The 14,816-nt window shown below is 64.1% G+C and carries 18 protein-coding genes; all 18 read right to left on the minus strand.

The window, feature by feature from the left end; genetic code table 11:
* Nucleotides 1-4: 4 nt before the first annotated feature.
* The 18 genes from rplX to rpoC all read right to left on the minus strand — a co-directional run bounded on the left by rplX (nucleotide 5) and on the right by rpoC (nucleotide 14,794).
* Nucleotides 5-322, minus strand: a complete 318-nt coding sequence (rplX, locus tag H7A12_15165; GenBank protein MCP5322132.1) for a 50S ribosomal protein L24 — start codon at nucleotides 320-322, stop codon at nucleotides 5-7.
* Between the two features lie 44 nt (nucleotides 323-366).
* Nucleotides 367-735, minus strand: coding sequence for a 50S ribosomal protein L14 (rplN, locus tag H7A12_15170; protein ID MCP5322133.1), 369 nt, complete (start codon nucleotides 733-735; stop codon nucleotides 367-369).
* Between the two features lie 45 nt (nucleotides 736-780).
* The gene (rpsQ, locus tag H7A12_15175) at nucleotides 781-1,056 is read right to left on the minus strand and encodes a 30S ribosomal protein S17 (protein ID MCP5322134.1); all 276 of its coding nucleotides are present in this window, start codon (nucleotides 1,054-1,056) and stop codon (nucleotides 781-783) included.
* A 2-nt stretch (nucleotides 1,057-1,058) separates the two neighbouring features.
* Nucleotides 1,059-1,250: a 50S ribosomal protein L29 gene (gene rpmC, locus H7A12_15180; GenBank protein ID MCP5322135.1), complete on the minus strand. Its 192-nt coding sequence runs from the start codon at nucleotides 1,248-1,250 to the stop codon at nucleotides 1,059-1,061.
* Complete coding sequence (rplP, locus tag H7A12_15185; GenBank protein ID MCP5322136.1) at nucleotides 1,250-1,663, minus strand: 50S ribosomal protein L16; 414 nt, start codon at nucleotides 1,661-1,663, stop codon at nucleotides 1,250-1,252. Before rplP ends, rpmC begins: the two co-directional genes overlap by 1 nt.
* 34 nt (nucleotides 1,664-1,697) lie before the next feature.
* Nucleotides 1,698-2,360, minus strand: a complete 663-nt coding sequence (gene rpsC / locus H7A12_15190) for a 30S ribosomal protein S3 (protein MCP5322137.1) — start codon at nucleotides 2,358-2,360, stop codon at nucleotides 1,698-1,700.
* Between the two features lie 18 nt (nucleotides 2,361-2,378).
* Nucleotides 2,379-2,711, minus strand: a complete 333-nt coding sequence (rplV, locus tag H7A12_15195) for a 50S ribosomal protein L22 (protein MCP5322138.1) — start codon at nucleotides 2,709-2,711, stop codon at nucleotides 2,379-2,381.
* Between the two features lie 23 nt (nucleotides 2,712-2,734).
* Nucleotides 2,735-3,010: a 30S ribosomal protein S19 gene (gene rpsS / locus H7A12_15200; protein MCP5322139.1), complete on the minus strand. Its 276-nt coding sequence runs from the start codon at nucleotides 3,008-3,010 to the stop codon at nucleotides 2,735-2,737.
* 42 nt (nucleotides 3,011-3,052) lie between these two features.
* A complete protein-coding gene (gene rplB, locus H7A12_15205; protein MCP5322140.1) occupies nucleotides 3,053-3,880 on the minus strand; it encodes a 50S ribosomal protein L2 in 828 nt (275 codons plus the stop codon).
* A 15-nt stretch (nucleotides 3,881-3,895) separates the two neighbouring features.
* Entirely contained in the window at nucleotides 3,896-4,192 is a 297-nt protein-coding gene (gene rplW / locus H7A12_15210) for a 50S ribosomal protein L23 (protein ID MCP5322141.1), read from the minus strand.
* The gene (rplD, locus tag H7A12_15215; protein ID MCP5322142.1) at nucleotides 4,189-4,806 is read right to left on the minus strand and encodes a 50S ribosomal protein L4; all 618 of its coding nucleotides are present in this window, start codon (nucleotides 4,804-4,806) and stop codon (nucleotides 4,189-4,191) included. Before rplD ends, rplW begins: the two co-directional genes overlap by 4 nt.
* 22 nt (nucleotides 4,807-4,828) lie before the next feature.
* Nucleotides 4,829-5,464, minus strand: a complete 636-nt coding sequence (gene rplC, locus H7A12_15220; GenBank protein MCP5322143.1) for a 50S ribosomal protein L3 — start codon at nucleotides 5,462-5,464, stop codon at nucleotides 4,829-4,831.
* A 92-nt stretch (nucleotides 5,465-5,556) separates the two neighbouring features.
* Nucleotides 5,557-5,868, minus strand: coding sequence for a 30S ribosomal protein S10 (gene rpsJ, locus H7A12_15225; protein MCP5322144.1), 312 nt, complete (start codon nucleotides 5,866-5,868; stop codon nucleotides 5,557-5,559).
* A gap of 149 nt (nucleotides 5,869-6,017) precedes the next feature.
* Nucleotides 6,018-7,211: an elongation factor Tu gene (tuf, locus tag H7A12_15230; protein ID MCP5322145.1), complete on the minus strand. Its 1,194-nt coding sequence runs from the start codon at nucleotides 7,209-7,211 to the stop codon at nucleotides 6,018-6,020.
* A 32-nt stretch (nucleotides 7,212-7,243) separates the two neighbouring features.
* On the minus strand, nucleotides 7,244-9,340 hold the full coding sequence (fusA, locus tag H7A12_15235) for an elongation factor G (GenBank protein MCP5322146.1): 2,097 nt from the start codon (nucleotides 9,338-9,340) through the stop codon (nucleotides 7,244-7,246).
* A gap of 36 nt (nucleotides 9,341-9,376) precedes the next feature.
* Nucleotides 9,377-9,847: a 30S ribosomal protein S7 gene (rpsG, locus tag H7A12_15240; protein MCP5322147.1), complete on the minus strand. Its 471-nt coding sequence runs from the start codon at nucleotides 9,845-9,847 to the stop codon at nucleotides 9,377-9,379.
* 123 nt (nucleotides 9,848-9,970) lie between these two features.
* Nucleotides 9,971-10,345: a 30S ribosomal protein S12 gene (rpsL, locus tag H7A12_15245; protein MCP5322148.1), complete on the minus strand. Its 375-nt coding sequence runs from the start codon at nucleotides 10,343-10,345 to the stop codon at nucleotides 9,971-9,973.
* Nucleotides 10,346-10,549: 204 nt separating this feature from the next.
* Nucleotides 10,550-14,794: a DNA-directed RNA polymerase subunit beta' gene (gene rpoC / locus H7A12_15250; GenBank protein MCP5322149.1), complete on the minus strand. Its 4,245-nt coding sequence runs from the start codon at nucleotides 14,792-14,794 to the stop codon at nucleotides 10,550-10,552.
* Between the last annotated feature and the right edge of the window lie 22 nt (nucleotides 14,795-14,816).

Genomic DNA, 14,816 nt, shown 5'->3' on the forward strand with positions numbered 1-14,816 from the left:
TCTGTCACCCGTCGATGAGTTCACCCGAGGAGCGGAACACCCGCACCCTGGTCTTGTCCGCGAGCACCTTGTAGCCGACGCGATCGGCCTTGCCGGTCGTCGGGTTGGCCAATGCCACGTTGGACACGTGCACCGACGCTTCCTTCTCCACGATGCCACCGGCGGTGCCGAGCTGCGGATTGGCGCGCGTATGGCGCTTGACCATGTTCACGCCCGCGACGATCACCCGGTCATCGTCGAGCACGCGCACGATGCGACCGCGCTTGCCCTTGTCCTTGCCGGTGATGACGATCACCTCGTCATTGCGCCTGATCTTTGCCATTGCCCTGATCTCTTGTCTCTTTACTCTTGCCCCGCGCCTCTGGTTCAGAGAACCTCGGGTGCCAGCGAGATGATCCGCATGAACTTCTCGGTGCGCAGTTCACGTGTCACCGGTCCGAAAATGCGCGTGCCGATCGGTGCCAACTGGTTGTTCAGCAGTACCGCCGCATTGTCGTCGAAGCGGATGATCGATCCGTCGGGACGGCGCACACCCTTGCGCGTGCGTACGACCACGGCGTTCATCACCTGCCCCTTCTTGACCCGGCCGCGCGGGATCGCATCCTTCACGGTGACCTTGATCACATCACCGACGCGCGCATAACGGCGGTGCGAACCACCCAGCACCTTGATGCACATGACGCGGCGCGCGCCGCTGTTGTCCGCCACTTCCAGGTACGATTCGGTCTGAATCATGTTCTACTCCAGTTCGCCTGTGCCGCCGTCACCGTCTGCGCCGCGTCACGCTTCGACGCGAACCGGGCGCTCGTCGATGCGCACCAGCGTCCAGGTCTTCGTGCGCGACAACGGGCGCGTCTCGCGCACCGTGACCAGATCACCGGTGCGGCACTCGTTGTTCTCGTCGTGGGCATGTACTTTCGACGAACGCGTGATGTACTTGCCATACACCGGATGTTTCACGCGGCGCTCGATCAGCACCGTGATCGTCTTGTCCATCTTGTCGCTGACTACGCGACCCGTCAGCGTCTGTACGTTCTTGCCCGCCTCAGCGTTCATGCTCACTTACCTGCCTTTTCCCCGAGAATGGTCTTCACGCGCGCGATGTCACGACGCTGGGCCTTCAGCAGATGCGACTGACCAAGCTGCCCCGTCGCCTTCTGCATGCGCAGCTTGAAGCGCGCCTCCAGCAGACGAAGCAGTTCCCGGTTCAGCTCGTCGATCGATTTCCCGCGCAGTTCGCTTGCGTTCATCACATCACCGTTCTCTTCACGAATACCGTCGGAATCGGCAGCTTGGCGGCTGCCAGTGCGAGCGCCTCGCGCGCGAGTTCCTCGCTTACACCCTCGATCTCGTAGAGCACCTTGCCCGGCTGGATCTGCGCAACCCAGTACTCCACGCTGCCCTTGCCCGATCCCATCCGCACTTCGAGCGGCTTCTTCGAGATCGGCTTGTCCGGGAACACCCGGATCCAGATCTTGCCGCCACGCTTGATGTGGCGGGTGAGCGCACGTCGAGCGGCCTCGATCTGACGCGCAGTCAGACGCCCGCGATCGGTCGTCTTCAACCCGAACTCCCCGAAGCTCACCTTGCTGCCACGCTGGGCAAGGCCACGGTTACGTCCCTTGAACTGTTTACGAAACTTGGTCCGCTTCGGCTGCAACATCGTTGTCTACTCTCGCAAATGAGTCGCGCGACCCTTACCTGGTGGCTGTCGCCTGGGCCTCGGCCGGCCGGCCGATGATCTCGCCCTTGAACACCCACACCTTCACACCGATCACACCGTAGGTGGTCTGCGCCTCGTGCGTCGCGTAGTCGATGTCGGCACGCAGCGTATGCAGTGGGACGCGTCCTTCGCGATACCATTCGGTACGCGCGATTTCGGCTCCGCCAAGCCGCCCGCTCACCTGCACCTTCACGCCTTCGGCGCCGGCGCGCATCGCGCTCTGCACCACGCGCTTCATCGCACGGCGGAACATGATCCGCCTTTCGAGCTGCTGCGCCACGCCCTGTGCAAGCAGCTTCGCGTCGAGGTCGGGCTTGCGCACTTCCTCGATGTTGATCTGTACCGGCACGCCCATGCGCCGGGTCAGGTCCTTGCGCAGACGGTCAACGTCTTCACCTTTCTTGCCGATCACGATACCCGGGCGCGCCGTGTGCACCACGATGCGCGCAGTCTGCGCCAGACGCTCGATGACCACGCGGCTGACCGAGGCGTTTGCGAGGCGCTGCTCGATGTACGAGCGCGCACGCAGATCCGTGATCAGGTTCTTCGCGTAGTTCTTGCTGTCCGCATACCACACCGAGTTGTGCTTGCGGACGATCCCGAGCCGGATCCCGGTCGGGTTTACTTTCTGACCCATCGTGTCTCCCGTTGTGCCTCAGCGATCGGCAACCTTGACCGTAATGTGACAGCTGCGCTTCATGATGCGATCGGCGCGGCCCTTGGCGCGCGGCATGATGCGCTTCAGCGTTGCGCCCTCGTCCACGTACACCGAGCTGACCTTCAGCTCGTCGACGTCCGCACCCTCGTTGTGCTCTGCATTGGCGATCGCCGAATTGAGCACCTTGCGCACCAGTACGGCAGCCTTCTTGGTGCTGAACGCCAGCGTATTCAGCGCTTCCTCCACCGGCCTGCCGCGGATCTGGTCCGCCACCAGGCGGGCCTTCTGGGCGGAGATGCGTGCGCCCCGGAGTTTTGCCATGACTTCCATCTTCAGGAACCTCGTCCGTACGCTTACTTCTTCGCCTTCTTGTCCGCCGCGTGCCCCTTGTAGGTGCGCGTGGCGGCAAACTCGCCCAGCTTGTGGCCAACCATTTCCTCCGAGACATGCAGCGGCACGTGCTGGCGACCGTTATGCACGGCTATCGTCAGCCCGACCATGTCGGGAGAAATCATCGAACGACGCGACCAGGTCTTGATCGGTCGCTTGTCGCCCTTGGAGGCTGCCGTCTCGACCTTCTTCACGAGATGCAGGTCGATGAATGGTCCTTTCTTCAGCGAACGTGGCACAGTCTGAGTCCTCTTGATCCGTTTGGCGCGGAACCGCTGCCCTTATTTCCTGCCGCGGGCGCGTACGATCATGCGATCGGTGCGCTTGTTGGAACGTGTCTTGTAACCCTTGGTCGGTATGCCCCACGGCGTGACCGGATGCCGGCCACCGCTGGTGCGACCCTCACCACCACCATGCGGGTGATCGACCGGGTTCATCACGACGCCGCGTACCGTTGGACGCACTCCGCGCCAGCGCTTCGCGCCGGCCTTGCCGAGCGAACGCAGGTTGTTCTCGGCATTCGATACTTCGCCCAGTGTCGCGCGGCAATCGACCAGGACCTTGCGCATCTCGCCGGAGCGCAGACGCAACGTCGCATACTGCCCCTCGCGGGCCACCAACTGCACACCGGCTCCGGCACTGCGTGCGAGTTGCGCACCCTTGCCCGGCTTCATCTCGATGCAATGCACCACCGAGCCGAGCGGAATATTGCGCAGCGGCAGCGTGTTGCCTTCCTTGATCGGTGCGGCTTCACCGGACAGCAGCTCGTCGCCGGCCTTCATGTTGCGCGAGGCAATCACGTAGCGACGCTCACCGTCGCGGTACAGCAGCAGCGCGATGTGCGCCGTGCGGTTCGGATCGTATTCGAGGCGCTCCACGCGCGCCGGAATGCCATCCTTCGCACGCTTGAAATCGATCACGCGGTAATGCTGACGGTGGCCGCCGCCCTGGTGGCGCACCGTGATGCGTCCGGAGTTGTTGCGCCCACCGTGCCTGCCCTGTGCTTCGAGCAGGGCACGATGCGGCGCACCCTTGTGCAGGCTCGCATCGCTGACCTGCACGACGAAACGCCTGCCCGGCGAAGTCGGCTTTTTCTTTACGACTGCCATCTTCCCAGCTCCCGATTAGTCCGTAACCGTGAAGTCGATGTCCTGACCGGCCTCGAGCCTGACGTAGGCCTTCTTCCAGTCGGACCGCTTCGCGACACCGTTGCGATTCAGCTTCACCTTGCCCTTGACGTTCAGGACGCTCACGTCGAGGACCTTCACCTTGAACAACTGTTCCACCGCGGTGCGGATCTCCGGCTTGGTCGCATCCCGCGCCACGCGGAAAACATACTGGTTGGCGTGCGCAGCCACCGTCGTGGTCTTTTCCGAGACGTGCGGTCCGAGCAGGACGCTGAACACTCTCTCCTGATTCATCCCAGCATCTCCTCGAACTTGCGCAGCGCCGGCACGGTCACGACCACCTTCTCGTAGGTCACCAGGCTGACCGGATCGACCCCGGCCACGTCCCGGACCTCGACGTGAGGCACGTTGCGCGCTGCCAGATACAGATTGCGGTCGACTTCGTCAGCGACGATCAGCGCCTCGTCGAGCCGGTATCCGGCAAGCTGCTGCGTCAGCAGTTTCGTCTTCGGCTCGGCCACATCGAAGGACTCGACCACCACCAGCCGCTGCTGACGCGCCAGCTCGGAGAGGATCGAACGCATCGCAGCGCGATACATCTTGCGGTTCAGCTTCTGCGCGTGGTCCTGCGGCACGGCTGCAAAGGTCACGCCGCCGCTGCGCCACAGCGGACTGCGGGTGCTGCCTGCCCGGGCACGGCCAGAACCCTTCTGCTTCCACGGCTTGCGGCCGCCACCGCTCACTTCCGAGCGGGTCTTGTGCTTGCGCGACCCCTGCCGGCCCGCCGCGAGATACGCGACGACGGCCTGATGCACCAGGTCTTCGTTGAAATCCCGGGCGAAAGTCGCATCGGACACCTGCACGGTGCCGGCGGACGCATTGCCAGGAGCGGTGATACTCAATTCCATGCGTATGTACTCCCAGCGATCCTCAGGCTTTCTCGGCCGGACGCACGACCACGTCGGCCCCCGGTGCGCCCGGAATGGCTCCCTTGACGAGCAGCAGGTTGCGTTCGGTGTCCACACGCACGACCTCGAGCGTCTGCACGGTGACGTTCGCATCACCCATGTGACCCGCCATCTTCTTGCCCCTGAACACCCGGCCGGGCGACTGGTTCTGACCGCTCGAACCCGGAGCCCGATGCGAGCGCGAGTTGCCGTGGGTAGCGTCCTGCATGCTGAAATTCCAGCGCTTGATCACTCCCTGGAAGCCCTTGCCGCGCGAACGGCCTCTCACGTCGACCTTCTGCCCTGCCTCGAAGCTGGCCACGGTGATTTCAGTGCCAACCGCAGGCGACTCGGTACCGTCGTCCAGGCGGAATTCCCACAGCCCACGACCGGCAGCAACTCCGGCCTTGGCAAAATGCCCGGCCTCCGGCTGCGTGATACGGGAATTGCGACGCTCGCCGACCGTGACCTGAACGGCGCTGTAGCCATCGCGGTCGGGCGTCTTCACCTGGGTGACGCGGTTTGGCGTCGCCTCGATCACGGTTACCGGAATCGAGACCCCGGCAGCAGTGAAAATGCGGGTCATACCGGTCTTGCGACCGACAATGCCAATAGTCATCTTGTCGTCCTCAGTGTACGGGGCTTTACCCTCTATGGCCGCACGCGAGCGTGCGTTACACATGCCCGGTGCAGCCGGGCGATCCCGGCGGTTCAGCCGAGACTGATCTGTACCTCTACTCCGGCAGCCAGATCCAGCTTCATCAACGCGTCGACGGTCTTCTCCGTCGGTTCCACGATATCCAGTACCCGCTTGTGCGTACGAATCTCGTACTGGTCACGCGCGTCCTTGTTGGCATGCGGCGAGACCAGGATCGTGTAGCGCTCCTTGCGGGTGGGCAATGGAATCGGTCCGCGCACCTGCGCGCCGGTACGCTTCGCCGTATCGACGATTTCCTGCGCGGAAACATCGATCAGACGGTGGTCAAAAGCCTTCAGGCGAATTCTGATCCGTTGGTTCTGCATCTGACCACTGGGCTCCGGTTCGATACTGCTGCCGCCAGCATTTCGGGCTTGGCCGAAAAAGAAGCGGGATTTTAAGTTTGCTCCCCGAGCGTGTCAACACGATTCGGGGAGGCTCTCAAGATTTCCAACTATTCACGTCGTGGCGACGCTCACTCGATGATCTTGGCCACCACGCCGGCGCCCACCGTGCGTCCGCCCTCGCGGATCGCAAACCGCAGGCCTTCCTCCATCGCGATCGGCACGATCAGCGTCACCACCATCTGCAGGTTGTCACCCGGCATCACCATCTCGACGCCTTCCGGCATCTCGCACGCCCCCGTCACGTCCGTCGTACGGAAGTAGAACTGCGGACGATAGCCCTTGAAGAACGGCGTATGCCGCCCCCCCTCTTCCTTCGTCAGCACGTACACCTCGGCCGTGAACTTCGTGTGCGGCTTGATCGTGCCCGGCTTCGCCAGCACCTGTCCACGCTCCACATCGTCGCGCTTCGTGCCACGCAGCAGCACACCAACGTTCTCGCCCGCACGACCCTCGTCGAGCAGCTTGCGGAACATCTCCACACCCGTGCACGTCGTCTTCACCGTCGCCTTCACGCCGACGATCTCGACTTCCTCGCCAACCTTCACGACCCCCCGCTCGACCCGACCCGTCACCACCGTGCCGCGACCCGAAATCGAGAACACGTCCTCGATCGGCATCAGGAACGGCTGGTCGATCGCACGCTGCGGCTCCGGTATGTACGCATCCAGCGTCTCCACCAGCTTGCGCACCGCACTCGTGCCCAGTCCGTTGTCGTCCTTGCCTTCCAGCGCCATCAGCGCCGACCCCGTGATGATCGGCGTGTCGTCGCCCGGAAAATCGTACTTCGACAGCAGCTCGCGCACTTCCATCTCGACCAGCTCGAGCAGCTCCGCATCGTCGACCATGTCCGCCTTGTTCAGAAACACCACGATGTACGGAACACCCACCTGGCGGCTCAGCAGGATGTGCTCGCGCGTCTGCGGCATCGGACCATCAGCGGCCGAACACACCAGGATCGCACCGTCCATCTGCGCCGCGCCCGTGATCATGTTCTTCACGTAGTCCGCGTGGCCGGGGCAGTCCACGTGCGCGTAGTGGCGCACCGGGCTCTCGTACTCCACGTGCGAGGTCGCGATCGTGATCCCGCGCTCGCGCTCCTCCGGCGCGTTGTCGATCTGGTCGAACGCCCGCATCTCCCCGCCCCACGTCTCCGCGCACACGCGCGTCAACGCCGCCGTCAGCGTCGTCTTCCCGTGGTCAACGTGACCGATCGTACCCACGTTCACGTGCGGCTTCTTACGCTCGAATTTTTCCTTGGCCATGGTTCGCTACCTCAGACAGTTCTTGCAAAAGATCAGGATTTGTTCCGTGCGATGATTTCTTCGGCGATGTTGTTCGGTGTCTCGGCGTACTTCTTGAATTCCATCGTGTACGTCGCGCGCCCCTGCGTCGCCGAACGCAGATCGGTCGCGTAGCCGAACATCTCCGACAGCGGCACCTCCGCGGTGACGACCCTTCCCGAGGGACCGTCGTCCATGCCCTGGATCAGGCCGCGCCGGCGATTCAGGTCGCCGATCACGTCGCCCATATATTCCTCGGGCGTCACCACCTCGACCGCCATGATCGGCTCGAGCAGCACCGGGCTTGCCTTCTTCGCCCCTTCCTTCAACGCCATCGAGCCGGCGATCTTGAACGCCATTTCACTCGAATCGACCTCGTGGAAGGAACCGTCGAAGATCGTGACCTTCATCGCGAGCAGCGGATAGCCGGCGATCACACCGTTCTGCATCTGCTCGCGCACGCCCTTGTCGACCGCCGGCACGTATTCCTTCGGTACCGTACCGCCGACGACCTCGTTGTGGAATTCGTACTCGGCATCGGCCGGCAGCGGCTCGAGGCGCAGCCAGACGTGGCCGTACTGACCACGGCCGCCCGACTGGCGCACGAACTTGCCTTCGACCTCGACACTCTTGCGGATCGTCTCGCGGTAAGCCACCTGCGGCTTGCCGACGTTGGCCTCGACGTTGAATTCGCGCTTCATGCGATCGACGATGATCTCGAGGTGCAACTCGCCCATGCCGGAGATGATCGTCTGCCCGGTCTCTTCGTCGGTATGCACGCGAAACGACGGGTCTTCCTGCGCCAGCTTGCCGAGCGCCACACCCATCTTTTCCTGGTCGACCTTGGTCTTCGGTTCCACCGCCACCGAAATCACGGGCTCGGGGAACTCCATGCGCTCGAGCAGAACCTTGCGGTCGATCGCGCACAGGGTGTCACCGGTGCCCACGTCCTTCAGACCCACCGCCGCGGCGATATCACCGGCGAGCACTTCCTTGATCTCGGTACGCTGGTTCGCGTGCATCTGCACCATGCGGCCAACACGCTCCTTGCGGTCCTTCACCGTGTTGTACACGGCCGAACCGCCCTCCAGCGTCCCCGAATAGACGCGGAAGAAGGTCAGCGTGCCGACGAAGGGATCGGTCGCGATCTTGAACGCCAGTGCCGCGAACGGCGCCGTGTCGTCAGCCTCGCAATGGATGACGGTGCCATCCTCGAGTTCGCCCTGGATCGCCTTCACTTCGGTCGGCGCGGGCAGGTACTCGATGACCGCATCGAGCATCGCCTGCACGCCCTTGTTCTTGAACGCCGAACCGCCGAGCACCGGGATGATCTCGCTCTTCAGCGTACGCTGGCGCAGCCCCCACTTGATCTCCTCCTCGGTGAGCGGCTCGCCCTCGAGGTATTTTTCCGTCAGCTCGTCGGAGGCCTCGGAAGCCGCAGCGACGAGGTCGTCACGCAGTTCGTCACACGTTGCCTGCAGCTCGGCCGGAATCGGCCCGTACTGGAACGTGGTGCCCTGATCCGCCTCGTTCCAGAGAATCGCCTTCATCTTCACCAGATCGATCGCGCCGGCGAACTTGTCCTCGGCCCCGATCATCATCTGGATCGGCACTGCAGTGGCGCCGAGCCGGTCCTTGACCTGGCGCACCACGCGCAGGAAGTCGGCGCCGGCACGGTCCATCTTGTTCACGAAGATGAGACGCGGCACCTCGTACTTGTTCGCCTGGCGCCACACCGTCTCGGTCTGCGGCTGCACACCCGCACAGCCGCACAGCACCACCACCGCACCGTCGAGCACCCGCAGCGAACGCTCCACCTCGATCGTGAAGTCGACGTGCCCGGGGGTGTCGATGATGTTCAGACGGTGCTCGTCGAACTGCTGGTCCATGCCCTTCCAGAAGCAGGTGGTCGCCGCCGACTGGATGGTGATCCCACGCTCCTGCTCCTGCGCCATCCAGTCCATCGTCGCGGCGCCGTCGTGCACCTCGCCGAGCTTGTGGGAAACGCCGGTGTAGAACAGCACGCGCTCGGACGTGGTGGTCTTGCCTGCGTCGATGTGCGCGACGATGCCGATGTTGCGATAGCGCCTGATGGGAGTCTTGCGAGCCACGTGTGTTCCTCGATGTCCTGTTGCCGCCGATCGGGGTCAGAAGCGGTAGTGCGAAAAGGCCTTGTTTGCTTCCGCCATGCGATGCGTGTCCTCACGCTTCTTCACTGCGGCGCCACGCCCCTGGCAGGCATCGATCAGCTCGCCCGCGAGGCGCTGCGGCATCGATTTCTCGCCGCGTGCCCGCGCATAATCCACCAGCCAGCGCATCGCCAGTGCCTGCTGGCGCGATGCACGCACCTCGACCGGCACCTGGTAGGTGGCTCCGCCCACGCGGCGGGACTTCACTTCCACCATCGGCGCGACATTCCCCAGCGCCTCCTCGAACACACCGACCGGATCGCGCTTCATGCGCTCCTCGATCAGATCGAGCGCTCCATAGACGATACGTTCGGCCAGCGACTTCTTGCCGCTCGTCATCACGTGGTTCATGAATTTCGCGAGCGTGACGTTACCGAATTTCGGATCCGGCAGGATTTCCCGCTTGGCGGCGACGCGTCTTCTTGGCATGTGATACCTCGGTGGTGTTTCAGGTTATCCGGGACGGCCTGCGGCACTGGTGTCGCCGTGGGCCCGGCCTTACTGGCTGATGAACAAAACGCGGGTGCGGAACACACCGCACCCGCATGCGGATCATGACTTCGGGCGCTTTGCTCCGTACTTCGAACGACGCTGGCGGCGCTTGGCCACACCGGCGGTGTCCAGGGTGCCGCGCACCGTGTGGTAGCGCACACCCGGCAGGTCCTTCACGCGGCCGCCGCGGATCAGCACCACGCTGTGCTCCTGCAGGTTGTGGCCCTCACCGCCGATGTACGACGCCACCTCGAATCCGCTGGTCAGGCGCACACGGCACACCTTGCGCAACGCCGAGTTCGGCTTCTTCGGCGTCGTCGTGTAGACGCGCGTGCAGACGCCGCGACGCTGGGGACAGCCCTTGAGCGCCGGCACGCTGCTCTTCTCGACCTTGCGCTGGCGCGGCTTGCGGACCAGCTGATTGATCGTCGTCATTTATAACTCCGGTTAGCGGTCTGCACGCCGCAGCGTGCAGACCGGAACATGATCTGTGCCGGCACAGGGCCGCCACGTTTTCCGTTTCGACCACGATCATCGATCGTGGCCACTCGTTTTTGCGGAGGCGGGATTCTAGGGATGCCTCCGGGAAGCGTCAATACGACGGGCGGGGAACGACCCCGCCGTCATCGAAAATTACCGTCAGGAACCCTCGTTGCTGAACGCTTCCGTCAGCGCTGCCTCGATCTCGCTCGCGGTCGCCATCGTCTCGCCCATGGCTTCCTTCGCGCGTCGACGGCGACGCTCGCTGTGGTAGGTGAAGCCGGTGCCGGCCGGGATCAGTCGCCCGACCACCACGTTCTCCTTCAGACCACGCAGGAAATCGCGCTTGCCGGTCACTGCTGCCTCGGTCAGAACCCGTGTCGTCTCCTGGAACGAAGCCGCGGAGATGAACGATTCGGTCGCGAGCGATGCCTTGGTGATGCCGAGCAGCACGCGCTCGAAGCTCGCCGGCATCCGGTCTTCCTTCTCCAGCGCTTCGTTTTCCTCGAGCACGCGGGTGTACTCACCCTGCTCGCCCCGGATGAACGAGGATTCACCCGGCGCCATGATCTCGACCTTGCGCAACATCTGACGCACGATCACTTCGATGTGCTTGTCGTTGATGCGCACGCCCTGCAAGCGGTAGACGTCCTGGATCTCGCTGACGATGTACTTCGCCAGCGCCTCCACGCCCTTCAGGCGCAGGATATCGTGCGGCGCGGGCGGACCTTCCGACACGACCTCGCCCTTGTCCACGCTCTCGCCCTCGAACACCGTCAGCGTGCGCCACTTCGGGATCAGCGTCTCGTAGTGATCGCTGCCATCGGCCAGCGTCTGCCCGTCGGTCGGCGTGATGATCAGCCGGCGCTTGCCCTTGGTCTCCTTGCCGAAGCTCACGGTACCGGAGATCTCGGCGAGGATCGCCGGCTCCTTCGGCCGCCGCGCCTCGAACAGGTCCGCGACCCGCGGCAGACCGCCGGTGATGTCACGCGTGCCACCGCGCTCCTGCGGAATCCGTGCAATCACGTCGCCCACATCCAGCGTGGCGCCGTCCTCGAGGGCGACCAGTGCGCTCGCCGGCAGGAAGTAGTGCGCCGGCGTCTGGGTTCCCGGCAGACAGATCTCCTTGCCCTTGGCGTCGACCAGCGCAACGGCCGGGCGCATGTCCTTGCCGGCTGCCGGACGCTCCGACGGATCCAGCACCGAGATGCTCGACAAACCGGTCATCTCGTCGGTCTGGCGGTTGACGCTGATCCCTTCTTCCATGCCGTCGAAACGGACCTTTCCCGCCGCCTCGCTGATGATCGGGTGCGTGTGCGGGTCCCACTGGGCCACCGTCTGGCGCGCCTTCACGCGCTCGCCTTCCTTCACCGTGAGCACCGCACCGTACGGCAGGCGGTAACGCTCGCGCTCGCGGCCGTCGGCGTCCAGAACCGACAGCTCGCCCGAACGCGACACGGCGACCAGCTTGCCCGACTTCTGCTCCACCCAGCGCAGGTTGTGCAGACGCACCGTACCGTCGTTCTTGACCTGGATGTTGTCGGCCTCGGTCGCACGTGACGCGGCTCCACCGATGTGGAAGGTACGCATCGTCAACTGCGTGCCCGGCTCGCCGATCGACTGCGCTGCGACCACGCCGATCGCCTCGCCGATGTTCACGCGGTGCCCGCGCGCGAGATCACGCCCGTAACACTTGCTGCAGATCCCGTAGCGCGTTTCGCAGGTGATCGGCGAACGCACCGTGACTTCGTCGACGCCGAGCTTCTCGAGATGATCGACCATGGCCTCATCGAGCATCGTGCCCGCTTCGACCGCGATCTCGTCGCTGCCGGGGCGCAGCACGTCGCGCGCCACCACGCGCCCGAGCACACGGTCGCCAAGCCCTTCGATCACGTCGCCGCCCTCGATGACCGGTGTCATCAACAGCCCTTCAGTGGTGCCGCAATCCTCCACGGTGATCACCAGGTCCTGTGCCACGTCGACCAGACGCCGCGTCAGATAACCCGAGTTCGCGGTCTTCAACGCGGTGTCGGCCAGACCCTTGCGCGCACCGTGCGTCGAGATGAAGTACTGCAGTACGTTCAGGCCCTCGCGGAAGTTCGCCGTGATCGGCGTCTCGATGATCGAACCGTCCGGCTTGGCCATCAGGCCGCGCATGCCGGCGAGCTGACGGATCTGCGCCGGTGAGCCCCGTGCGCCCGAGTCCGCGTACATGTACACGGAGTTGAACGAACCCTGCTCGTGCTCCTTGCCCTGGCTGTCTTGCGCCTTCTCCTTGCTGATGCCTTCCATCATCGCCTTGGCGACGAGGTCGTTGGCACGCGACCAGATATCGATCACCTTGTTGTACTTCTCGCCCTGCGTCACCAGGCCCGAGGCATACTGCGACTCGATCTCCTTGACCTCGCCTTCGGCCTGCGCGATCAGGTTCGCCTTCGCAGCGGGAATCACGAAATCATTGACACCGATCGATGCGCCCGAGCGCGTCGAGTATTCGAAGCCGGTGTACATCAACTGGTCGGCGAAGATCACCGTCTGCTTGAGTCCGACGTTGCGATAGCAGGTGTTGATCAGACGCGAGATGCACTTCTTGGTCATCGGCATGTTGACCAGGTCGAAGGACAGCCCGTCGGGCACGATCTCGAACAGCAACACACGGCCGACCGTGGTATCGACGCGGCGCGCGTTCTCGCGCAGGCCGCCCGCGCCATCGGGCAGGCGCTCGCGGATACGCACGCGGATGCGCGTGTGCAGGTCGATCTGCCCGGCGCCCCAGGCACGGCGCACCTCGTCGGGGTCGGCAAAGGCCCGCTGCCCGCTGTCGACCTCGACACGCTCGCCCTTCGCACCGATGCGTTCGCGCGTCATGTAGTACAGACCGAGCACCACGTCCTGCGAGGGCACGATGATCGGGTCGCCGTTGGCCGGCGACAGGATGTTGTTGCTCGACATCATCAGCGCACGCGCTTCGAGCTGCGCCTCCAGCGTCAGCGGCACGTGCACCGCCATCTGGTCACCGTCGAAGTCGGCGTTGTAGGCCGCACAGACCAGCGGATGGAGCTGGATCGCCTTGCCCTCGATCAGCACCGGCTCGAAGGCCTGGATGCCGAGACGGTGCAGCGTCGGGGCACGGTTCAGCAGCACCGGGTGCTCGCGGATCACCTCGGCGAGGATATCCCACACCTCCGGCGGCTCACGCTCGACCATCTTCTTCGCGGCCTTGATCGTCGTCGCCAGCCCCCGTGCTTCCAGCTTGCCGAAGATGAACGGCTTGAACAGCTCGAGCGCCATCTTCTTCGGCAGGCCGCACTGGTGCAGCTTCAGCGTGGGACCGACCACGATCACCGAACGGCCCGAATAGTCGACTCGCTTGCCGAGCAGGTTCTGGCGAAAGCGCCCCTGCTTGCCCTTGATCATGTCAGCCAGCGACTTCAGCGGGCGCTTGTTGGTGCCGGTGATGGCACGGCCGCGGCGGCCGTTGTCGAGCAGCGCATCCACCGCTTCCTGCAGCATCCGCTTCTCGTTGCGCACGATGATGTCCGGCGCGCTGAGATCGAGCAGGCGCTTCAGGCGGTTGTTGCGGTTAATCACGCGACGGTAGAGGTCGTTCAGGTCCGAGGTCGCAAACCGTCCGCCGTCGAGCGGCACCAGCGGACGCAGGTCCGGCGGCAGCACCGGCAGCGCATTCAGCACCATCCACTGCGGCTTGTTGCCTGACTGGTGGAACGCCTCGAGCAGCTTCAGGCGCTTCGACAGCTTCTTGATCTTGGTCTCGGAGCTCGTCTGCGGCAGCTCCTCGCGCAGCCGCGCGATCTCCTCTTCCAGTCCGATGTCGGCGATGTACTGCTGGATCGCCTCGGCGCCCATCTTCGCCGTGAACTCGTCGCCGTGCTCCTCGAGTGCCTGGAAGTACTGCTCGTCGTTCAGCAACTGGCCACGTTCCAGCGTGGTCATGCCGGGGTCGACCACGAGGTAGGACTCGAAGTACAGCACGCGCTCGATGTCGCGCAGCGTCATGTCGAGCAGCAGGCCGATGCGCGAGGGCAACGACTTCAGGAACCAGATGTGCGCCACCGGGCTCGCGAGTTCGATATGCCCCATGCGCTCACGGCGCACCTTGGCCAGCGCGACCTCGACGCCGCATTTCTCGCACACCACGCCGCGATGCTTCAGGCGCTTGTACTTGCCGCACAGGCATTCGTAATCCTTCACCGGTCCGAAGATCTTGGCGCAGAACAGACCGTCGCGCTCCGGCTTGAACGTACGGTAGTTGATCGTTTCGGGCTTCTTCACCTCACCGAACGACCACGAACGGATCATTTCGGGCGAGGCGAGTCCGATGCGGATCGCATCGAACTCTTCCGTCGTGCCCTGGTTCTTCAGCAGGTTGAGCAGGTCTTTCAAGGCCGTTCCTCCGCGTATTGCT

The organism is Pseudomonadales bacterium (genome assembly GCA_024234165.1).
Taxonomy (GTDB): domain Bacteria; phylum Pseudomonadota; class Gammaproteobacteria; order Pseudomonadales; family UBA5518; genus UBA5518.